Annotated in this window: 15 protein-coding genes and 1 pseudogene; 9 read left to right on the forward strand and 7 right to left on the reverse strand. The window is 69.2% G+C overall.

The window, feature by feature from the left end:
• The first annotated feature begins 10 nt into the window (after positions 1-10).
• On the forward strand, positions 11-1,906 hold the full coding sequence (locus OHA10_RS34605) for a primary-amine oxidase (protein ID WP_371402991.1): 1,896 nt from the start codon (positions 11-13) through the stop codon (positions 1,904-1,906).
• 15 nt (positions 1,907-1,921) lie between these two features.
• Here OHA10_RS34605 and OHA10_RS34610 read toward each other — a convergent pair whose 3' ends face one another.
• A complete protein-coding gene (locus OHA10_RS34610; protein ID WP_371402992.1) occupies positions 1,922-4,057 on the reverse strand; it encodes a transglycosylase domain-containing protein in 2,136 nt (711 codons plus the stop codon).
• Positions 4,058-4,078: 21 nt separating this feature from the next.
• Positions 4,079-9,595, reverse strand: coding sequence for a carboxyl transferase domain-containing protein (locus OHA10_RS34615; RefSeq protein WP_371402993.1), 5,517 nt, complete (start codon positions 9,593-9,595; stop codon positions 4,079-4,081).
• 190 nt (positions 9,596-9,785) lie between these two features.
• Here OHA10_RS34615 and OHA10_RS34620 point away from each other — a divergent pair, with 190 nt between their 5' ends.
• Positions 9,786-11,165 carry an FAD-binding oxidoreductase gene (locus OHA10_RS34620; protein ID WP_371402994.1) on the forward strand — a complete coding sequence of 460 codons (1,380 nt, stop codon included), beginning with the start codon at positions 9,786-9,788 and terminating at the stop codon, positions 11,163-11,165.
• On the opposite strand, the gene OHA10_RS34625 is transcribed toward OHA10_RS34620, so the two are convergent.
• A complete protein-coding gene (locus OHA10_RS34625) occupies positions 11,108-11,992 on the reverse strand; it encodes an NAD-dependent epimerase/dehydratase family protein (RefSeq protein ID WP_371402995.1) in 885 nt (294 codons plus the stop codon). The genes OHA10_RS34620 and OHA10_RS34625 overlap by 58 nt on opposite strands.
• Positions 11,993-12,015: 23 nt before the next feature.
• Between OHA10_RS34625 and OHA10_RS34630 the strand changes: the two genes are divergently transcribed.
• Together OHA10_RS34630 and OHA10_RS34635 are read left to right on the forward strand one after the other, a co-directional pair.
• The gene (locus OHA10_RS34630) at positions 12,016-13,179 is read left to right on the forward strand and encodes a pyridoxal phosphate-dependent aminotransferase (RefSeq protein ID WP_371402996.1); all 1,164 of its coding nucleotides are present in this window, start codon (positions 12,016-12,018) and stop codon (positions 13,177-13,179) included.
• Positions 13,180-13,339: 160 nt separating this feature from the next.
• A complete protein-coding gene (locus OHA10_RS34635; protein WP_371402997.1) occupies positions 13,340-14,080 on the forward strand; it encodes an alanyl-tRNA editing protein in 741 nt (246 codons plus the stop codon).
• Here OHA10_RS34635 and OHA10_RS34640 read toward each other — a convergent pair.
• Complete coding sequence (locus tag OHA10_RS34640) at positions 14,077-14,448, reverse strand: DUF5997 family protein (protein WP_371402998.1); 372 nt, start codon at positions 14,446-14,448, stop codon at positions 14,077-14,079. The two genes, OHA10_RS34635 and OHA10_RS34640, sit on opposite strands and share 4 nt — an antisense overlap.
• 32 nt (positions 14,449-14,480) lie before the next feature.
• Here OHA10_RS34640 and OHA10_RS34645 point away from each other — a divergent pair, with 32 nt between their 5' ends.
• A complete protein-coding gene (locus tag OHA10_RS34645) occupies positions 14,481-15,182 on the forward strand; it encodes a LysR family substrate-binding domain-containing protein (protein ID WP_371402999.1) in 702 nt (233 codons plus the stop codon).
• A gap of 32 nt (positions 15,183-15,214) precedes the next feature.
• Positions 15,215-15,733, forward strand: coding sequence for a VOC family protein (locus tag OHA10_RS34650; protein WP_371403000.1), 519 nt, complete (start codon positions 15,215-15,217; stop codon positions 15,731-15,733).
• A 70-nt stretch (positions 15,734-15,803) separates the two neighbouring features.
• On the opposite strand, the gene OHA10_RS34655 is transcribed toward OHA10_RS34650, so the two are convergent.
• Positions 15,804-17,789 (reverse strand): GMC family oxidoreductase, encoded by a 1,986-nt coding sequence (locus OHA10_RS34655; protein WP_371403001.1) that lies wholly within the window; start codon positions 17,787-17,789, stop codon positions 15,804-15,806.
• A 33-nt stretch (positions 17,790-17,822) separates the two neighbouring features.
• Between OHA10_RS34655 and OHA10_RS34660 the strand changes: the two are divergent.
• The 3 genes and pseudogenes from OHA10_RS34660 to OHA10_RS34670 form a co-directional block, all read left to right on the forward strand.
• A pseudogene (locus OHA10_RS34660) lies at positions 17,823-17,978 on the forward strand (SDR family NAD(P)-dependent oxidoreductase); the annotation flags it as partial.
• 22 nt (positions 17,979-18,000) lie between these two features.
• The gene (locus OHA10_RS34665; protein WP_371403002.1) at positions 18,001-18,591 is read left to right on the forward strand and encodes an SDR family NAD(P)-dependent oxidoreductase; all 591 of its coding nucleotides are present in this window, start codon (positions 18,001-18,003) and stop codon (positions 18,589-18,591) included.
• Positions 18,592-18,634: 43 nt separating this feature from the next.
• The gene (locus tag OHA10_RS34670) at positions 18,635-19,732 is read left to right on the forward strand and encodes an aldo/keto reductase (RefSeq protein WP_371403003.1); all 1,098 of its coding nucleotides are present in this window, start codon (positions 18,635-18,637) and stop codon (positions 19,730-19,732) included.
• Here the strand turns inward: OHA10_RS34670 and OHA10_RS34675 are convergent.
• Both OHA10_RS34675 and OHA10_RS34680 read right to left on the reverse strand, forming a co-directional pair.
• On the reverse strand, positions 19,702-20,298 hold the full coding sequence (locus OHA10_RS34675) for a TetR/AcrR family transcriptional regulator (RefSeq protein ID WP_371403004.1): 597 nt from the start codon (positions 20,296-20,298) through the stop codon (positions 19,702-19,704). The two genes, OHA10_RS34670 and OHA10_RS34675, sit on opposite strands and share 31 nt — an antisense overlap.
• A 25-nt stretch (positions 20,299-20,323) precedes the next feature.
• Positions 20,324-21,361 (reverse strand): hypothetical protein, encoded by a 1,038-nt coding sequence (locus OHA10_RS34680; RefSeq protein WP_371403005.1) that lies wholly within the window; start codon positions 21,359-21,361, stop codon positions 20,324-20,326.
• Positions 21,362-21,366 lie beyond the last annotated feature (5 nt).

Here is a 21,366-nt window from a genome sequence, read left to right on the forward strand (position 1 = left end):
GGAGAAAGCCATGGCGAACCATCCGCTGGAGCCCCTCGACGAACACGAGTTCCGGCAGACGGCCGCGATCCTGCGCCGGGATGAGGAGCTCGGCGGCTCCTGGCGGTTCGCCGGGATCGAGCTGCTCGAGCCGGACAAGGCGGCCGTGCAGGCCTGGCGGCCCGGTGACGCCGTACCGCGGACCGCGTTCGCCGTGCTGTGGAACCGGGCCGACAACCAGACCTGGGAAGCAGTCGTCGACCTGACCGACGACCGGGTGGTGTCCTGGACGCAGGTTCCCGGCGTGACGCCGAACTTCACCAGCGACGAGTACCACGAGGTCGACGAGGCGATGCGGGCGCACCCGGACGTCGTCGCCGCCTTGGCCGAGCGCGGTATCACCGATCTGTCGCTGGTGCTGATCGAGGTCTGGACGTACGGCAAGGCCCTGATGCCGGAGAAGTACCGTGACCGCAGGCTCGGCTGGTGCGACATCTGGTACCGCGAGACGCCCGAGAGCAACGCGTACGCGCATCCGGTGTCCGGTCTCAAGGTCGTCGTCGACATGAACACCCTCGAGCTGCTCGAGGTCGAGAACGACCACGACGCCGGTCAGCCCGAGGTCAACGCGGAGTACGTCCCCGGACCGTGGACCGGGACGCTGCGTACCGACCTGAAGCCGCTGGAGATCGTCCAGCCCGAAGGGGTCTCGTTCACACTCGACGGCACCGAACTGCGCTGGCAGAACTGGAACCTGCGGCTCGGCTTCAACCACCGGGAGGGCCCGGTGATCTACCAGGTCGGCTACGGCGGCCGCGACATCGCCTACCGGATGTCGTTCGCGGAGCTGATGGTCCCGTACCGCGACACCTCGTTCGACCACTACCGGCGGACGGCGTTCGACATCGGTGAATGGGGTCTCGGGTTCATGACCACCTCGCTCGAGCTGGGCTGCGACTGCCTCGGCGAGATCCGCTACCTGGACGCCGTACTGCACGACACCCGTGGCGAGCCGTACACGATCAAGAACGCGATCTGCCTGCACGAAGAGGACAACGCCGTGCTGTGGAAGCACGTCGACCACACCAACGGCGCCGAGGTACGCCGGATGCGCCGGATGGTCGTGTCGTGCCACGTGACGGTCGCGAACTACGAGTACCTGGTGTACTGGCGCTTCTACCAGGACGGCAACATCGAGTGCGAGGTCCGGGCCACCGGGCTGATGGTGACGACCCCGTTCGCCGGTGCCGCGCCCGAGACCGGGACCGTGGTCGACAAGCAAACGTACGCGCCGTTCCACCAGCACTTCCTGGTCGCCCGGCTCGACCTGGACGTGGACGGCGACGGGAACACGGCGTACGAGGTCGACTCACGCGCGCTGCCGGTGTCGGAGAGCAATCCGTACGGTCTGGCCGTCGTCACCGACGCGACGCCGATCCGGTCCGAGTCCGAGGCCGCCCGGGACTTCAATTGGTCGACCCAACGGTCCTGGAAGGTGGCGAACCCGAACCGGGTGAACGCGCTCGGCACGCACCCGGCGTACAAACTCGTCCCGAGCGCATCGATCCCGCCGCTGATGGATCCGGGTACGCCGCAGTTCCTGCGCGCACCGGTCATCGGGCACACGCTCTGGGTCACCCGTCATCACGACGAGGAGCGCTGGCCGTGCGGTGACTACCCGACCCAGTCCGCCACCGACGACGGTATGAGCCGATGGATCGCCGACGACGAGTCACTGGAGAACACCGACCTCGTGCTCTGGTACGTCTTCGGCATCCACCACATCACCCGGGTCGAGGACTGGCCGGTGATGCCCGCCGACACCATCTCGTTCTGGCTCAAACCGTTCGGTTTCTTCGACCGGAACCCGTCGATCGACGTCCCGCCGTCCATGACGGCCGGCGGTGAGGTCTGCCATCACGAGTAGGCATCAGCGCCGGGCCTATGTGTTCGGCTTCGGCTTGGGCGTCGGTTTCGTCCCCGGCTTCTTCTCCGAGTCGGGTGGCTTCGGGTTCGGGTTGCCGATCATCTTCTTCGGCGGATTCACGAAGCGTTCGACCGGGAACCCGCGGATGGCCCCCTGCATGGCGGTCTGCCAGAGCGGGCCGGCGGTGCCGGAGCCGGTCGGGTCGGCGATGTCCACGCCGTTCAGCGTGTGCCGGAACATCAGGTTGGTGTACGGCAGAGTCGCGTCCGCGACGACGGCCGCCGCGGCGAGGTTCGGGGTGTAGCCGGCGAACCAGACCGCCAGGTTCTGCTGGATGGTGCCGGTCTTGCCGGCCATGTCGCGGCTGCCGAAGCGCAGCCGACCGCCGGTGCCACCCGGCATCATCACCTGGCTGAGGACCCGGTTGACGCCGTCCGCCACCGCCCGCGGCAGCACCTGCTTGCAGGCGAAGCCGGGACCGGGGATCGGCTTGCCGGCCATGTCCCGGACCGAGGTGACGACGAGCGGCTTGCAGTACTTCCCGCGGGCCGCGAACGTCGCGTACGCGTTCGACAGCATCAGCGGCGTCACGTACCCGACGCCCAGCGTCATCGACGCCACCTGGTCGAGCGGCTCGCCGGTCTGGCCGTTGTACATCCCGAGCCTGGCCGCGATCTTCGCGATCGGGCACAGCCCGGTGCGCTGCGACAACTGCAGGAAGTACGTGTTGGTGGAGAACCGCGCTGCCTCGACCATGGTCAGGTCACCGCTGTGCGTCGAGTTCTTCGGCTGGTACGTCGGATCGCGCGTCCACCCCGTGCACGTCTGGAACTTCTTGTTCCGCAGGTCGATCTGCTCCGGCGAGTTGATCCGGTAGTCCATCGGGATGCCCTTCGCCAGGGCCGCCGCGATCGTGAACGCCTTCATCGTCGAGCCGTTCTGGAACCCGCCGAACCCGCCGGCGTACGACTTCTCGACGTTGTAGTTGTAGTTCGTGTGGTTGCGCCCGTTGCCGTACGGCTTGCTCTGCACCATCGCCTTGACCAGCCCGGTGCCCGGCTCGACCACCGTGATCGCCGCGACCGCGGTGTCGGTGCGCTTGCTGTGCTTGTCGATCGACGCCTGGGCGGCCGCCTGGATCACCGGATCGATCGAGGTCCGGATCAGCAGGCCGCCGGTCTTCAGGTAGTGGTCGCGGTCCTTCACGGTCGCGCCGAGCTCCGGGTTGGCCAGCAGCTTCGAGACCACGTAGTCGCAGTAGAACGGGTAGCGCGAGTTGGCGCAGCCGTTCGGCACCGGCTCGACCCTGGACAGGTTGATCACCGGTGTCCGCAGTGCCTGGTTCGCCTGGTGGACCGTGACCACGCCGAGTTCGAGCATCCGCTTGATCACCACGTCGCGGCGTGCCTTCGACCGGGCCAGGTCGTTGGTCGGGTCGTACCCGGTCGGGTTCTTCACCAGCCCCGCCAGCAGCGCCGCCTGCGCGAGCGTGAGTTTGTCGGCCGTGGTCCGGAAGTAGTGCTGCGCGGCCGCCTGGACGCCGTACGAGCCGTCGCCGAAGTTCACCAGGTTCAGGTACCGCTCGAGGATCTCGTCCTTGGACAGCTGGTCCTCGACCGCGATCGCGTACCGCAGCTCGGCCAGTTTGCGCTCGTAGGTGACCGCGGTTGCCGAGGCCCGCTCGGCTGCTGTCCGCGCCTTCTCGACCAGGCTCATCTTCACGTACTGCTGGGTGATGCTCGACCCGCCCTGCTGCACCTCGCCCTCGGTCTGGTTGCGCAGCATCGCCCGCAGCGTGCCCTTCAGGTCGAGCGCGCCGTGGTCGTAGAACCGGGAATCCTCGATCGCCACGATCGCCTTGCGCATGATCGGGCTGATCGCGTCGAGCGGGACCGGGACGCGGTTCTGCTCGTACAGCGTGGCGATCAGCGTGCCGTCCGCGGCCAGGATGCGGCTGCGGACGGCCACCGGATCGATCTCGAGTTCCTTCGGCAGGTTCTCGACGCTCGCCGCGACCTCAGCCGATCCGCGCCCGGCGAACCCGGCGAAAGGCACCGCAAGCCCCGCCGCCAGCGCACCTGACAGCACGCTCACGCCGATGAACGTGATCAACGACCGAGCCCAATTGCGACCGCCCCTGCCGGCACGCATATCTCCAGGCTAGTCGAGCGATCACTTTCCGGGTACCCCGGAATTGATTGCCTCGATCAACTTTGGCCGCAATTCCCTTGCGCTGATGACCGCATCGACCGATCCGACGTCGCGCGCACGCTCGATACTGTGCACCCGGTCGAACTCGGTCGCGACCTCACCCAGCTTCTCTGCCCGGACGACGGTTCGCACTTCCGCAAGCTCCGTTGCCAAAGCGGCCCGCTCGGCTCCGGTCGCCTCGCCGACCCGCTCGGCCAGCATCGCCACCCGGGGATCCGCAGTGGTCCGCGCGTCGACCTCACCCGCGAACACGACCGCGGCGGCGGGCGCACCGCCGAGCACGGACGCGAACGATCCCTCGACCGCGAGCACGGTCATTGACGGATTCAGCGACTTCGAGAACACCACGAACGCGCCGCCGTGGTACCGCGAGACCACGCAGAAAACGATCGGTCCCCGGAAGTTCACGATCGCGCGGCCGATCTCGGCGCCGTACTCGAGCTGCAGATTCCGCATCGAGTCCGGTGATCCGTCGAAACCGGACAGGTTCGCCAGCACGACCAGCGGACGGTTGCCGCTGGCCGAGTTGATCGCCCGCGCCACCTTCTTCGACGACCGCGGGAACAGCGTGCCCGCGGTGTACGTGTCCGGGCCGTCGGTGGGCGGGAAACCCCGGCGCGGCACCGACTTCGACTCGATCCCGACCAGACACACCGGGAATCCGCCGAGCCGGGCGTCCTGGACGACCGCGGTGTCGGCGTCGGCCATCCCGGCCCAGCGCTCCAGCACCGGGTGGTCCTGATCGGTGACGGCCCGCATCAACGTGCGGATGTCGAACGCCTTCTTCCGGTCCGGGTTGGTCGCGGGCGAGAAAATCTCACCAACGGTCTTGAAGTCGCTCCCGGCCACGTCGTGCGGGTAGGGCGTGACGTCGCGGTCCACCGGGTCCGACGTCAGGGCCCGGCGCGGACCGCTCTCCCCCGGTACGACGTACGTGTGGTCGTAGTGCGTCATCAGCACGTCCCGGGCCGCCTTCAGGTCCGGCGCCCAGTACTGCGCCTGGCCGTTCGGGCCCATCACCCGGTCGTACCCGCCGATGCCGAAGTTGTCCTCGGCGGACACGCTGCCGGAGAAGTCCAGCGTCTGCTTGCCGGTCAGCACCATCGCGCTGTCCGGCGTCATCACCAGGATGCCCTTGGTGTGCATCAGCATGGTCGCCTCGGCGTTCCAGTACGGCTGCGCGCCGACGTTGATGCCCGCGACGACGACGTTGATCTCGCCGCCGTCCTGGGTGAACTCGACGATCCGCTTGAGCGCCTTCGCGACCCAGTCCATGTTCTCGGTGCCGGAGTCCATCGAGATCCGGGCACCGGCGGACAGCGAGTACCACTCGACCGGGACCTGCATCCGCTCGGCCAGGTCGAGCGCGGCGATGATCCGCGCGCACTCCCCCTCGGCGACTGCGCCGAGCGCCATCGTCGGGTCGCCGCTCATCGCGACCCGGGTGACGCCCTCGGGGTACCGCTCGCTGGGCGTGGTGACGATGCCGACGATGATGCCGGCCTTGTTCAGGCCCTTCGGCCGCTCGACCGGGGCCAGGTTGCCGGCGTCGTCGAGGTCGTGCTCGACGAACGAGCCGCCCTGGCCGGCGACCATCCCGCTGACCTCGTACGGGTAGATCGTGTTGCGCCGCCGGGACCGCTGCACCTTCTGGGCATAGTCGTCGAGCGGCAGCAGCCGTCCGGTCGGCGGCTGCTCGATCGACGTGACGACGCCCGCGCCGTGCTGGTAGTAGAACCGGGCCGCGACCGGGTTCGTCGTACCGTCCGGACCCGGAACCTGGCCCTGGACCAGGACCTCCTCGATCCCGGCGCCCGCGGTCATCGGGGCGATGTTGCGCTGCAGCGCGGTCACCTCGTCGACCTGGGCCTCGACCACCGGCCAGATCTGCACCCAGACGTGGTTCATGTCCAGCTTGGCGCCGGCCGCACCGCGGGCGGAGCGGGCCCGGCGGATCGCCTCGAGGCAGTTCGCGATCGCCCGCTCGGCGTGCGGCAGCGAGGTGACCTGGCCGTCCTCGTCCCGGACCACGGCGAACTGGCGGACCTGGGCCAGCGCGACGAGCCGCCGGTCGGCCGGGTTGTCCCGCGCGACGCAGTAGTAGAGGAGGACGTCCTCGGGCGCTTCGAGGCGGGTGATCCGGAAGTCGCGCAGCCGCCACAGGTTCAGGCGGCGGCCCACCATCGGGTGTACGCCGCGGACGTTGTCGTCCTCGGCCATCGACCCGCCGGCCGGGCGGTACGTGAAGTACGAGACCGGGCGGCCGTGTCCCGGTGCGACGGCGACCGAGATCCGTCGTACCCGCTGGGCGACCGGGAGGTCGGCGACCATCCGGCGATACAGGTCGGAGGCCTCCTGCTGGGACTCGGGCAGGTCGGGGCCGTACAGGTACAGCTCGACGACGGCCTCGTGGCCGGCCGTGCGCGCGTCGACCTGGGCGGTCAACGCGCGGGACAGGGCGCTGTCACGGTCGGCGAGCTCGGACACCGTCCCGACCGTCGTGACCAGGTGGCTCGGACGGTCGTCGATCGAGTAGTCGGCGGTCGCGACCGGCCGGCCGTCGACGGCGAACTCGCGCAGGTCGTGCAGTTCGTACTCGCGGTAGTGCCGCCGGACGAGCACCTCGAGCATCGGCTCGCGCTCGCCCCAGCCGCCCTCGAGCCGCTGGGCGAGGAACCGGACGATCGGCTCCGGGATCGCGGCCAGCGCGTCGATCCGCTGCTGCCGGTCCGGCGCGTCCGGATGCGCGGCCAGGTCGGCCACCTCGTCGCCCACGCCGGCGATGATCGACGCCCGCTCGGCGTCGACCTGCGGCTGGTCGAACCAGCGGAAGCGAACGCTCCGCGCCAGGTCACCTACCACCGGGAACCGCAGCTGGGTGGCCGGCACCAACCGGTCCAGCAGCTCGTGCACCGACTCGTCGAGCGGCGACTCCGGCAGCGGCTCGGCGATCCACCGCTGCAGCACGGACGTCACCAGCAGTACGTCGGGATTCGAGCGCTGCTGGGCCAGGAAGATCCGGAAGACCGCTTCCTCCAGCTCAGGGCTCCGCTCCAGCCCGGTCACGCCGTAGTTGCTCAGGACCCGCGTCAGCCGGGCCTGGAACTCGGCGGGCAGGCCACCGCGGTCCGGGTCCAGGCTCTGCAGGTAGGTGTAGAAGTACTCGCGCGGGCTGTGCACCCGGTTCTCGATGCTGGTGTCCGTGCCGGCCGGACGGTTCCGGCTCAGCTCGGCGAAGTCGGCGAACACGCTGAGCAGCTCGATCTCGGGCCCGACCGGCGGCCCGGCCTGCTGATGCGCGAGCTCGGACCGCGCAGCGAGGTAGTCGGCCAGCATGCCGCCCTCGTCCTGCGGGTCGATGTCGAACCCGAGCAGCATGCTCCGCAGGTCGTCCAGCCCGCGCTCCACCCGCTCGGCCGCGGACTTCTCCCCGGTCCCGTTCGGCAGATCCAGCTGTACGCCGTTCGTCGTCGGAGCGACCGCTTCCGCGCCGGACTCGTCGGCCACCGGCTCCAGCCGGAGCAGCGGCGCGCCGGTCTCCACCTGGCTCCCGGTCGAGACCAGCAGCTCCTTCACGGTCCCCTTGAACGGCGCGTACAGCACCGTCTCCATCTTCATGCTCTCGAGCACCAGTACAGGCGCACCGGCCTCGATCTCGGCACCCGTCTGCACCGGCGTAGCCACCACGAGCGCGGGCGCGGGCGAACGCAGTACGCCGCCCTCGTCGCGACTGACGCGATGCGTCACGCCGTCGACCTCGACCAGATGCACCGGGCCGTGCGTCGCGGTCACCAGGCGGAACCGCTGCCCACCGACGACGAGCCGGCTGGTGTAGTCGTCCAGCCGCTCCAGCTCGGCGTCCACGACCTTCAGATGGCCGTTGCCGTTGCCGACGCCGACCCGGAAGCGCTCCGGACCGATCCGTGCCACCGTCACCCGGTAGCTCGCGCCGCGCAGCTTCAGGTCGATCGCGCGACCGACCTCGTGCTGCACCTGCGGGCGGCCGCCGTGCGCGGTCTCGTACAGCCGGGTGCGCTCGACCGCCTCGGCGTCCTCGTACCCCTCGATCGCGGCCGCGACCAGTGCGATCCCGGAGTGCCGGTGCGAGATCAGCCGGCCCTCGCCACGGACCCGGTCGATCCAGCCGGTGTCCGCGCTGCCGTCGATCACCTCGGGCTGGTCGAGCAACTCGAGGATGAAGCTCTTGTTGGTCGCACCGCCCTCGATCAGCACGGTCGTCGCCTGCATCGCGCGCCGGAGCCGGGCGAGGGCCTCCTCGCGGGTCCGGCCGTACCCGATGATCTTCGCGATCATCGAGTCGAAGTCCGCGGGAATGCTGTCGCCCGCGCTCACCCCGGTGTCCACCCGGATCCCGGGCCCGGCGGGCAGATCGAGTACGGCGATGCGCCCGGGCGACGGCGCGAAGTCGCGGTCCGGGTCCTCGGCGTTCAACCGGGCCTCGACCGCGTGACCGCTCTCGACCGGCTTGACGCCCTCGAGCCGGCCGCCGGAGGCGACGTGCAGCTGCGCCTTCACCAGGTCGAACCCGGTGGTCAGCTCGGTGATCGGGTGCTCGACCTGGAGCCGGGTGTTCACCTCGAGGAACGCGAACGACTTCTCACCCGGGTGGTACAGGAACTCGACCGTCGCGGCACCCTTGTATCCGACCGCGAGTGCCAGCCGCTCGGCGGAAGCCTTCAGATCCTCGACCTGCGAGGCCGACAACAGCGGGGACGCGGACTCTTCGATCACCTTCTGGTTCCGGCGCTGCACCGAGCAGTCCCGTACGCCGAGCGCCCACGCCGTACCCTGGCCGTCCGCGATGACCTGCACCTCGACGTGCCGCGCGCCGGTGACGAGCCGCTCCAGGAACACGACGCCGCTACCGAACGCGCGGGCGGCCTCGTCACTGGTCCGTGCGTACGCGTCGGACAACTCGTCTGCCGAGCGGACCACCCGGATACCGCGGCCGCCACCACCGGCCGTTGCCTTGAGCATCAATGGGTACCCGATCCGCTCGGCCGCCTCCAGCGCGGCGTCCAGCGACTCGACCGCGCCCCGGCTCCACGGCGCGACGGGTACACCGACCTCCTCGGCGATCAGTTTCGACCCGATCTTGTCGCCGAGCTTGCGCATCGCCTCGGCCGACGGACCGATGAAGGTCACGCCGATCCGGTCGCACAGCTCCGCGAACGCGGGGTCCTCGGCAACGAATCCCCAGCCGACCCAGGCCGCGTCGGCCCCGGTCTCGCGGAGCGCGCGTTCGAGGACGGCGAGATCCAGGTACGGCCGGGCCGACGCCGGGCCGAGCGGGTAGGTGATGTCCGCCGCGCGTACGAACGTCGCGGTCCGCTCGCCGTCAGTGAACAAGGCCACGGTCTCGATCGGGTCACCGCCTTCGGCGTTGACTTCCCGGACCGCGTTGATCAGCCGCATCGCGGCCTCGCCCCGGTTCACTACTGCGATACGCTTGAACATCGACCGCCTCCGTGTCTCACCCTGCTTGTACAGAAGGGATCGCCTTCTGCTGGCACAGGTTTTCAGCCCATGGCCGTTACCGTCGAGTCGGCCCCCCGTTCAGGCGTGTTCGAGCCACTCTTCGAGCCGCTGTTCGAGCCTGACCCCGGCCTGGTGAAAGACTTCCGGGAGTCGACGGAGGGGGAAGATCGTGTCGGATGAATTGATCGGCCGGCTGCGGGGAGCGGTCGCGGGACCTGTGCTGGCGCGCGGCGACGACGGGTTCGCGGAAGAGCTGTCGGGGTTCAATCTGGCGGTTACACACAGTCCTGACGTGGTCGTCGGTCTGACGTCCGAGGACGACGCGGTGGCCGTGGTCCGGGCGGCGGCAGAGACCGGTACGCCGGTTCGCGTGCTGGCGACGGTGCACGGCGTACCGAACCCGATCCAGGACGGGATCGTGGTGACGACCTCCCGGCTCGAGGGCGTGACGATCGACCCGCAGACCAGGGTCGCGCACATCAACGCCGGCTCGGTCTGGGCCGACGTCATCAGCGCCGCCGCACCGCACGGACTCGCGCCGATCGCGGGTGCGTCCGACATGGTCGGCTGCATCGGGTACACGCTCGGCGGCGGGCTCGGCCCGCTGGCCCGGACCTACGGTTTCTCGTCCGACTGGGCCCGCGGGTTCCGTGTCGTGACTGCGTCCGGAGAGGTCGTCACCGCCGACGCGGACGAGCACCCCGACCTGTTCTGGGCGTTGCGCGGCGGCAAGGGCGGCTTCGGCATCGTCACGTCGATGGACTTCGAGCTCGTCGAGCTGAGCACGCTGTACGGCGGTTCGGTGTTCTTCGACGCGGAGCACATCGCTCCGGTGCTGAGCACTTGGACCGAGTGGACCAAGACGCTACCGGAGAGCGCGAACTCGTCGGTCGTGATCCTGCGACTCCCGCCGCTCGAATTCATCCCGGAACCGCTGCGTGGCAAGACCGTGCTCAACGTCCGGTTCGCTTACGTCGGTGATGTGGCCGAGGGCAAGCAACTGTTCCAGCCGATCCGCGACGCCGGCACGACGCTGATCGACGCGGTCGGCGAGATGCCCGCGAGCGACATCCCGCTGATCCACAACGATCCGAAGGATCCGACGCCCGCGTGGGACCGCGGGATGATGCTCGACGAGATCAACGCGGACTTCGTCGCGGCCTTCCTCGAGGCAGCCGGTCCGGAGCAGCAGCTCCCGTTGATCGCGGTCGAGGTCCGGCATCTCGGCGGCGCGACGGAACGCGACGTACCCGAAGGCAGCGCGGTCGGCGGTCGTGGCGGAGCGGGCACGCTGACGTTGATCGGCGTACCGGATCCGAGCCTGTTCGAAAAGGTGCTCCCGGCAACGGTCGACGGGCTGATCGCGAGGCTCGGACCCTGGATCAGTCAGCAGACCACGGTGAACTTCGCGGGCGGGTTCGCGCTGCCCGGGTCGTACGAGGCGTCCTGGCCGGCCGAGACGTTTGCCCGGCTGGCCGAAGTACGCGCGGACTACGACCCGGACACGCTCTTCCCGTTCGGGCCTCGCCAGGAGAACTCGGGCTCGTAGCCGAGCAGACGCCGCGCCTTCTCGATCGACAGCAGCGTCTCGTTCGGCCCGAACGGCCGCTTCACCTCCACGCCGGGGAACACCTCGGCGAGGAGCTCCTCGTTGGGCCGCGACATCACGGTGTCGGCGTTCGCGACGATGAAGACGTCGGTCCCGGTCACCTCGTACTCAAGAGCCTTGCGGACCGCCTGCGCACCGTCGCGGGCGTCGATGTAGCCCCAGAGGTTCCACTTGCGGGCCTGGGCGTCGGCGTCGAACGACGGGAAGCGGGCGTAGTCCTCCGGGTACATGACGTTGGAGAAGCGCAGCCCGATCAGCTTGAGGTCCGGGTGCCACCGGCACAGCTGGCGGGCCAGCTCCTCCTCGAGCGTCTTCACCAGCGAGTAGGTGCTGTTCGGTCGCGGCGGGTAGTCCTCGTCCACCGGCACGTACGGCGGGAACTCGTCGAACGGCAGACCGAGCACGGTCTCGCTCGACGCCCACACGATGTTCCGGACGCCGGCCCGCAGCGCCGCGGAGAACACGTTGTACGTCGCGGTCATGTTGTTCTGGAACGTCGCCGCGTTCGGCCGCAGGCCCGGCGCCGGGATCGCGGCCAGGTGGACGACCGCGTCGACACCGTCGTGCCTGTCGTCGATCCCGGCGATCGCCTCGTACGTCTGGCCGAAGTCGGTCAGATCGAGCCGTGTCGACGTCACGTCGGCGCGCGCCGGCGGAGCCTGGTCGAGGGCCACCACGTCCCAGCCGTTGTCCGCGAGGTGGTCGACCACCGCGCGGCCCAGCTTGCCGCTGCTTCCTGTCACCGCTACCCGTGCCATGTTCTTCATCGTTGCAGATTAAAGTTGGCGTCGTGAAACTTGCTCAGCGGATGGAACGGCTAGGGACCGAATCGGCCTTCGAGGTGCTGGCCAAGGCGAAGGCCCTGGAGGCGCAGGGGCGCGAGATCGTCCACCTCGAGATCGGCGAACCCGACTTCGACACCCCGGCGCACGTGATCGCCGCCGCGCAGCAGGCCCTGGACAAGGGCTTCACGCACTACGTCCCGGCGCCCGGGATCCCGGAGCTGCGGACCGCGGTGACGGAGTTCCTCGAGCGCACCGGCCGGTTGCAGACCTCGCCGGACCGGGTGCTGATCACTCCGGGTGCGAAGCCGATCATGTTCTTCACGATCCTCGCGTTGTGCGAGGAGGGTGACGAGGTGTTGTTTCCTGACCCCGGCTTCCCGATGTACGAGTCGATCGCGTCGTTCGCCAGTGCGAAGGCGGTCCCGGTGCCACTGCGGGAGGAGAACGGGTTCGTCATCGATCCCGAGGAGCTGCGGTCGCTGGTCACCGACCGGACCAAGCTGCTCATCCTCAACTCGCCGCACAACCCCTGCGGCAGCGCCTCCACCCCGGAACAGCTTCAGGCGATCGCCGAGATCGCGATCGAGCACGATCTCGTCGTACTCAGCGACGAGGTCTACTGGGCCCTCCGGTACGACGGCGAGCACCACAGCGTCCTGGATGTCGACGGGATGCGCGAGCGGACGATCCTGCTCGACGGCTGGTCGAAGACGTTCGCGATGACCGGTTGGCGGTTGGGTTTCGGTGTGTTCCCGGAGCCGCTGGTCGAGCCGGTGACGCGACTGATGATCAACTCGGTCTCCTGTACGTCGGCCTTCAGCCAGTACGCCGCGATCGCCGCCCTCGAGGGACCGTGGGACGACGTCGACCGGATGCTGGATGCGTTCCGCGAACGGCGCGAGGTGATCGTGTCCGGGCTGAACGCCGTACCGGGTGTGTCCTGCGTCGAGCCCGGCGGGGCGTTCTACGCGTTCCCGAACATCAGCGAGCTCGGCCTGTCGGCATCGGACCTGGCGGATCGCCTGCTCGACGAGGTCGGCGTCGCGTGCCTCCCGGGCACCTCGTTCGGTGTGTACGGCGAGAACCACCTGCGGTTCTCGTACGCGAACTCGGTGGAGAACATCCGCCGCGCTCTGGACGCCTTCACCGAGCTCGTCAAAGCGCACTGAGATAGTCGCGGCTGTCCCGTAGCGCTGTCATCACATCGGTGTCGCACCGGTCGTGTTCGACGATGTGCCAGGCGACCGACGGGTTCGCGTCGAGGATGCGCCGCGCGTCCGGTCCTTCGGCAGGTTAACAAACGGAGCGGTGCTGCTAGATTCGGTGACCATGAGTGGGGCGGCGAATCTGCACGGGCACACGCATCGGCTGGATCTGGATGATGCGTCGGTGCGGGAGTGGGATGCGACGGTCGTCGGGGTGGATCCGGAGCGCGGGATCGTGCTCGACCGGTCCGCGTTCTATCCCGGTGGCGGTGGACAGCCGCCGGACGAGGGCGTGCTGTTGTGGGGCGGCGTACGGACGCGGATCGTCGGGACGGTCCGCGGTGACGACCTGTATCTGGTGCCGCACGACGGCGACCCGGTGCCGCCGGTCGGTACGGCGGTGCGCGGGGCGCTCGACGACGAACGGCGTACTCAGCTGATGCGGACCCACTCCGGGCTGCATGTGCTGACCGGGGTGGTGTTCCGCGACTTCGGGGCGCTCGTCACGGGCGGGAACATGGAGCCGTTGTCGGCGCGGATGGACTTCGACCTGGCCGAAGTACCGCCGGACTTCAAGGAGCGCGTCGCCGAGGCAGTCAACGCCGAGATCCGCACCGACCGCCGGATCACGGTCAGCAACCTGCCACGCGAGGAGGCCTTCGCGATCCCCGACATCATCCGCACCGCGACAAACCTCCTCCCACCCGACATCGAGATCGTCCGCATCGTCGACATAGCCGGCCTCGACACTCAGGCCGACGGCGGCACCCACGTCGCCTCCACCGCGCTGATCGGCCAGCTCGAGGTAGTCAAAATGGAAAGCAAAGGCAAAGGCTTCCGCCGGCTGCGGGTGCGGATCAGCTAGGACTTCTGCTGTTTCTGCTCCGCAGCCTGGCGGCGGACTTCCGCCTGGGTGGCGCGTTCGTGTTCGAGCCAGTCGGGGTTGTCGGACTTGATCGACTCGATCTCGTCGGTGGTCAGTGCCTCGGTGATGCCGGCGCGGGCCAGGCCGCTGATCGAGACGCCGAGTTTCGCCGCGACGACCGGGCGCGGGTGTGGGCCGTTGCGGCGCAGGTCGCGCAGCCACTCGGGCGGGTCGGTCTGGAGCGCGTCGAGTTCGTCGCGTGAGACCACACCGTCCTGGAACTCCGCGGGCGTGGCCTCGAGGTACACCCCGAGCTTCTTGGCCGCTGTCGCGGGCTTCATGGTCTGGGATGTCTTACGCGCCGTCATGGGAGCAGCGTAACGCCCGGTAACCTGACGGCGTGACCGGATTCCGGCTGGGCTACGTTCCCGGCGTGACCCCAGCCAAGTGGGTCCGGATCTGGGCCGAGCGCCTCCCCCGCGTTCCGCTCGAGCTGATGCAGGTCACCGCGGCCGACGCGCCAGACCTGGTACGCCGCGGCGAGGCCGACGCCGCGCTCCTGCGCCTGCCGATCGACCGCACCGGCCTGCACGCCATCCCGCTGTACGTCGAGCAGACCGTCGTCGTGGTCCCCAAGGATCACCTGATCACGGCCGCCGACGAGATCACCGTCGACGACCTCGCCGACGAGCTCATGCTGCACGCGCAGGACGACGTACTCGACTGGGACCGGCCGCCCGGACGACTGATCGAGGAGCGCCCGGCCCGGACCGGCGACGCGATCGAGTTGGTTGCTATGGGCACCGGGTTGCTCGTCGTACCGCAGTCGCTGGCCCGGTTGCATCATCGCAAGGACCTGACGTACCGGCCGCTGACCGGCGTACCGGAGTCGCAGGTCGTGCTGAGCTGGCCGGAAGCGGACGAGACCAGTGAGCTGGTCGAGCACTTCATCGGCATCGTCCGCGGCCGGACGACGAACAGCACCCGCGGGCCGGCCCCCAAGACCAAGACCGCCAAGCCCAGGGCCGCTGCCAAGCCCAAGGCGGCTGCGAAGAAACAGGCGCCGGACAGAAGCCGGCAGAAGCCACGGCGCCGCCGCTAGTCTCAAGTTGAGTCCTCAACTACCATGGCGATATGGCGATCTTCCGGTTGAACCACGCGGTCCTGTACGTGCGCGACGTCGCGGCGAGCGTCGCGTTCTACCGAGACGTCCTCGGCTTCGGGTACACCGAGACCGGTGACACGATCCCGGGCGCGGCGTTCCTCCGGGCGCCGGGGTCGAGCAACGACCACGATCTCGGCCTGTTCCAGATCGGATCGCAGGCGGGTCCGTCCGGCGCCGGGCGGACGACGGTCGGGCTGTATCACCTGGCGTGGGAGGTCGACACGCTCGGCGACCTCGAGGACCTGGCCGGCAAACTGAGCGAGCACGACGCGCTCGTCGGCGCCTCGGACCACGGCACGACCAAGTCGCTGTACGGCAAGGACCCCGACGGGCTCGAGTTCGAGATCGTCTGGATCATCCCGGCCGACCTCCTCACCGACGAGGACCGCAACAAGACCGGCATCGCCCGCCTGAACCTGCCCGCCGAGATCGAGAAGTACGGCCGCGAAGCCCGCAGCGGCGTCGGCATCTCCCGCATGCTCGCCTGACCCGGCTGGCGGGTTGTGTCGCCGCTGACCGGCTACACCAGGTCAGCGGTGCAACAACCCGCCAGCGGCCTCAAGCGCGGGTCAGGTGCGTCGCGATCCGCAAGGAGTTGGCGAGGACGGTGAGGACGGGGTTCACGCCGCCGTTGGTCACGTGGAGCGAAGCGTCGGCGATCCAGACGTTGTCGTGACCCCAGATGCGGCCGTGTGGATCTGTGACAGACCGGGCCGGGTCGGTGCCCATGCGGCACGAGCCTGCCTGATGCTGTCCGGTGCTTGCCCGGCCCAGCGTGCCGACGCCGCCGACAGCCGTCCGGATCGCGCCCGCTTCCTCCAGCCAGGCCTTGGCTTTCGCGCTCATGAAGCCGTGCGCGCGAACGTCCTCCGGGTGGATCGATCCACTCGTCACCACGACCGGGTTGCCGAACCGGTCGACCACCGACGGATCCACCCGGACCCGCGACTCGGCCGACGACACCTCCTGGATCGGCCCGACCACGCGCAGCATCCGCCGTACCTCGCGCCGCATCGCCTGCTTGCTCTCCGCCCCAGCGGGAGGGATCAGGCCGGCCCCGGTCAGATAGTCGTACGTCGCCGCAGGCGTCGGCACGAACTCGTTGGCCAGCATCCCGCCGCCGACGATCCCGTCGTTCCCGTGCCGGAAGTCGCAGGTCGCGATCGACGCGCCCGGCCCGACGAGATCGACAACCTCGTCCTCGAACAGCCCGACCGCACCGGCGTACACATGGGCCTGCAGATGCCGGCCGACCTGGTCCTGGTTGTTGCCGATCCCGTTCGGCTCGCCGTCGTGCGCGCTGTTCAGCAACAGCCGCGGCGTCTCCGATGCACCCGCGGCCACGACGACCTCGTCGCAGGAAACGGTCCGGCGCCAGATCCCGCCGTACTCATCGCTTGCGACCAGCGCGACGCCAGTGACTCGGCCTGCTGAAGTGGTCAGGCGCTCGACCGTGGTCTCGGTGACCAGTGTGCAGTTGCCGGTCGCGAGCGCGGCCGGGAGTGCGGTGTTGTGCGTCCCGCCCTTCGCATTGACCGGGCAGGCGAAGCCGACGCACTGCCCACACTGAACGCAGCCGGAGCGTCCTCGGTAGTCGACCGAGTTGATCAGCAGCGGTACGTCGAGAATCCCCCAGCCCAACCGATCCGCCGCCGCGGACAACAGCTCAGCCGGCCCGGTCCGCGGCATCGGCGGCATCGGCAGCGGAATCGACCGTGGCTCGTGCCACGGATCCGCCCCGCCGCCACTCACGCCGAACCGCTGCTCGGCCAGCGAGTAGTACGGCTCGAGGTCGTCGTACGAGATCGGCCAGTCGGCGAGCGCGCTCCCGTCCGGTACGCCGTACGTCGTCGCCATCCGGAAGTCCCGCGGCACGAACCGCCACGCCTGCGCGCCGTACACGCGTGTCCCGCCGCCGACCGTGAACGCGTTGTTTCCCCAGCCGCCGTCGGGCGGGAGCACCTGGCTCCGCACACCGTCCACGACCGAGATCCGAGGCCGCCCTGCCGGGTCCGGATCTGTCAGCGCGGGCAGCCCAGCGACCGACCGCGGATTCCGCAGATGGTCGTGTGAGAGCGACTCCGTCGTCGGATAGCGACCCAGCTCCACGACGAGCACCGACCGCCCGGACTCCGCCAGCACCTGCGCCGCCGCTCCCCCACCGGCACCCGAGCCGATCACGATCGCGTCGTACCGATCCGCCAACGCCGACCGCGGCGTGATCGCCAGCTCGGTCTGCACCGTCGGGAAGTCGCCGCTCTGCCATCCAACCATCCCCCACGCCGCCGGCTCGGCGTAATACCCCTGCGCCACCAGCCGAACCAGCCAAGCACCATCGGCATCCGCCAAGGCGCCCTCAAGCCCAGCAGCCTCAGCAACCGTGAGCCCGCGCTCGACCCGCGGCAGCCAATCCGGCCGGTCCTCGGCCAGCACCCGCTCGACGAACCCGACCACTCCGCCCGCCGCGGACGGAGACTCGTCCGCCGGTACGACCAGCTCCGCGAGCCGCTCGAGCACAATCCGTTGCTGTTCAGAAAGGGCCACGAGGAAATCCTTTCACGCACTACCGTTGGCCGCATGAGCACGCTGTTCGATCTCACGGGTAGGGCGGCTGTGGTGACCGGGTCGAGTCGTGGGATCGGGTTGGCGATCGCGCGGGCGCTGTTGGGGCAGGGCGCGGCCGTGGTCGTGAACGGGTACGCCGCGGACGAGACCACGGCGACCGCGGCGCGGCTGGCCGCGGAGTTTCCGGCGAGTGGCGGAGTCTGCCGGAGACGTCGGCGACGCCGCGGTCGCCCAGGGTCTGGTGGAGGCGGCGGTCGGGGCGTTCGGGCGGCTGGATCACCTGGTCTGCAACGCGGGGATCGACATCCTCAAGCCGGCGGTCGAGTACACGCCGGACGAGTGGGACCGCATTCTCGCGGTGAACCTGCGTGGGGCGTTCCTCCCCGCGCAGGCGGCCGCGCGGTACTGGATCGGGCGCCAGGAGCGCGGGTCGGTGACGATGACGTCGTCGATCGCCGGCCAGGTCGGGATCCCGACGCTGGCGCCGTATGCCGCGAGCAAGGGCGGGATCAACCAACTGGTCCGGACGCTCGCGGCGGAGTGGGCCGAGCACGGCATCCGGGTGAACGCGGTCGCGCCCGGGTACGTCGCGAACATCATGGACAGCGTGACCGCGCACGACGATCCCGCCTCGGACCAGCGGATCACCACGTTCACGCCGCTCGGCAGGCGCGCCACGGTCGACGAGATCGCGGCGCCGTACGCGTTCCTCGCCTCTCCGGCAGCGGCGTACGTGACCGGCGCCGTCGTCCCGGTGGACGGTGGCTACACCGCGGTCTGACTTTGTACTTGCCGGTCCATTTTTGTCGAGCAACGCTGTGGGCATGGCACTTGACGACTACTACTTGCTCGGGCGGTCGGGGCTGCGGGTCAGCCGGCTGGCTCTGGGGACGATGAACTTCGGACAGGCGGGTTTCCACGCGCCGTACGGGAAGACCGAGGACGAGGCGCGGGCGATCTTCCGCGCCTATATCGATGCCGGCGGCAACTTCATTGACACCGCCGACTTCTACACCGCCGGTGAGAGCGAACGGATCCTCGGCCGGCTGATCGCCGAGGCAGGCGTGCGGGAGCGGATGGTACTGACCACCAAGGCGACCAACAGCGTCGACTCCGGTGACCCGAACGCCGGCGGCAACAGCCGCAAGCATCTGATCCGCGCACTCGACGAGTCTTTGCGCCGGCTCGGCACCGACTACGTCGACCTGTTCCTCCTGCACACCTGGGACCGCATCACCCCGATCGACGAGGTACTGCGGACGCTCGACGACCTCGCCCGCGCCGGCAAGATCCGGTACGCCGGACTGTCCGACGTACCGTCCTGGTATGCGGCTCGGGCGCAGACGCTGGCCGACGCGCACGCGCTGACCCCGATGGTCAGCCTGCAACTCCCGTATTCGTTGGCCGAGCGGACGATCGAGACCGAGCACGTCCCGATGGCGCAGCAGCTCGGGCTCGGCATCACCGCGTGGAGCCCGCTGGCGAGCGGCTTCCTGACCGGGAAGTACCAGCGCGACGATACTCGCGGCGTGGCCGGCGAGGGCCGGCTCACCGGCGACGGCTCACCCGTACGGAACTGGGGTGACCGGCACTGGGACCTGTTGAAGACGGTGAAGGACGTGGCCGACAAGCTCGGCGTGACGATGGCTCAGGTCGCAGTGAACTGGGCGGCGACCCAGCCCGGTATCGCGTCCGCGATCGTCGGCGCGAGCAATCCGAAGCAACTCGAATCGAGTATCGAGGCGCTCGGCTTCGAGTTGCCGAACGAACTGCGGGCCGCGCTCGACGCCGCCAGCGCCGTACCGCCGGAGTCGGTGTACCGGATGTTCACACCGGAGTACCAGGGCTGGCTGGTCAACGCCGGAGCGAAGGTCGCCGACAAGCCGGCCGGCTACCGGCCGCCGGTGCTCAACTGGAGGTAATCCAGACACTGGTCGAGCGCGTACTCCAGATGCGTTGACGAGCCTGACGACATCAGGATCGCCACGCCGCCCTGGATCGCGGCGATCAGCGCGGCCGCGGCGCGGGCGGGATCCACGTCGGCACGGATCTCGCCCGCGGCCTTCATGTCCTCGATGCCGCTCTCGAGCCGGTGCTGCCACTGCGCGAGCAGCTGCCCGGTCACAGCCTGCGCGGCCGGGGTGTGACGTCCGATCTCGGTGATCAGTACACCGAGCGGGCAGTGCACGCCCTGCCGCCGGTACTTCTCCACGACTGCATCACGCCACTCGGCCCAGGCGTCCCAGCTGGTCAACCGGCCGAGATGCGGCTCCTGGTCCTCGAGCACCTGCTCGGCCTCGCGCTCGGCGACCGCGAGCAACAGCTGTTCCTTGCCGTCGGGGAAGTAGTGGAACAGTTGGCTCTTCCCGGTCCGGCTCCGCCGCCCGATGTCGTCCAGCTTCACCGCGCTGACCCCACGCTCCCGGATCTCGGCGGCAGCCGCCATCACGATCCGGTCCCGCGTCGCCGCACCCTTCGCTGTCAGCACACGGCCAAATGTACCGCTCGGTCCATCAGCTCCGGCCGGCGTTGAACTCCGCGAGCTTGCCGAACACCTTCTTCGGCCGCCAGTGCCCGTCGTCCCCGACCGCGACCAGCCCGTACGACGAGAGGTCGAGATCGTGCTGCGGATCGTTCTCGCGGTGCGGCAGCTCGAAGCCCGCGAAACTGAACCAGAACGCTGCCGCCAGTTCGATCCGGTCGAACTCCTCGACGAGCTCGAACAGATACTCCACTTGTTCCTCCTCGTCCCGCTCGAACGAACCGTTGACGACCGGCGGGTCGACGCTGCGGTCCACGATCATCCAGCCGGTCCCGCCGCGCTCGGCCGCGCCGCGGTACGCGCAGCAGCCGAACTCGGTGGCGACCACCGGCTTGCCCCACTTCGACCGCGCCGCCAGCTCGTCGGCGAAGGTCGCCGCGTTGGCCGCGTCCCGGTACGCGTCGACGCTGACGATGTCGAACAGGTCCCAGTTCACGTCCTCCCACATGCCCGCGGCGTACGTGATCCGGCCGCCGAAGACACTACGAGCAGCACTCGCCAGCTCCGCCTGCACCGAGCCCCAGCGCTCGAGCCCGGCCTGCAGTTCCATCAGCTTGACCGGGTCGGTCCAGGTCGCCGGGTCAACCATCAGCGTGAGACGCTCCCCCGACGTCTCACCCGGCACGAATCCCTTGCAGAACACGGACAGCTCACACCCGAGCACCAGTACGACGTCACCACGCGCCGACTGCCGCAGCACCTCGGCCTGCAGGGCGCAGTCGGTCAGGAAGGCGATGAACTCGGACGGCTCGAGGTCCATCGGCATCGGTGAGAACCACAGGTCGAGCCCGGCCGCCAGCGCCGCCTCCCCCGCCACCGTCAGCCGGTCGAGCTCGGTGCCGACCACTCGCACCGCGGGAGCGTGCAGCTCTTCCGCGATCACCGCCATCTCATGGCGCACCGCGTCGGCGTCGAAGCGGTTGCGCGTACTGCGGCCGTCGCAGCGCAGGCCGGTGTCGTAGTTCACCCCGATCGAGTGCATGGCAGCCAGCGTAGCAAGCGAACTCATACTCA

It is taken from the genome of Kribbella sp. NBC_00662, from assembly GCF_041430295.1.
Lineage (GTDB): Bacteria > Actinomycetota > Actinomycetes > Propionibacteriales > Kribbellaceae > Kribbella.

What these genes read in the sequence shown, in the direction of transcription:
- OHA10_RS34605 (WP_371402991.1), top strand. Translation starts at nt 11, where the DNA reads ATGGCGAACCATCCGCTGGAGCCCCTCGACGAACACGAGTTCCGGCAG.
- OHA10_RS34610 (WP_371402992.1), bottom strand. Translation starts at nt 4,057, where the DNA reads ATGCGTGCCGGCAGGGGCGGTCGCAATTGGGCTCGGTCGTTGATCACG.
- OHA10_RS34615 (WP_371402993.1), bottom strand. Translation starts at nt 9,595, where the DNA reads ATGTTCAAGCGTATCGCAGTAGTGAACCGGGGCGAGGCCGCGATGCGG.
- OHA10_RS34625 (WP_371402995.1), bottom strand. Translation starts at nt 11,992, where the DNA reads ATGAAGAACATGGCACGGGTAGCGGTGACAGGAAGCAGCGGCAAGCTG.
- OHA10_RS34635 (WP_371402997.1), top strand. Translation starts at nt 13,340, where the DNA reads ATGAGTGGGGCGGCGAATCTGCACGGGCACACGCATCGGCTGGATCTG.
- OHA10_RS34640 (WP_371402998.1), bottom strand. Translation starts at nt 14,448, where the DNA reads ATGACGGCGCGTAAGACATCCCAGACCATGAAGCCCGCGACAGCGGCC.
- OHA10_RS34650 (WP_371403000.1), top strand. Translation starts at nt 15,215, where the DNA reads ATGGCGATCTTCCGGTTGAACCACGCGGTCCTGTACGTGCGCGACGTC.
- OHA10_RS34670 (WP_371403003.1), top strand. Translation starts at nt 18,635, where the DNA reads ATGGCACTTGACGACTACTACTTGCTCGGGCGGTCGGGGCTGCGGGTC.
- OHA10_RS34680 (WP_371403005.1), bottom strand. Translation starts at nt 21,361, where the DNA reads ATGAGTTCGCTTGCTACGCTGGCTGCCATGCACTCGATCGGGGTGAAC.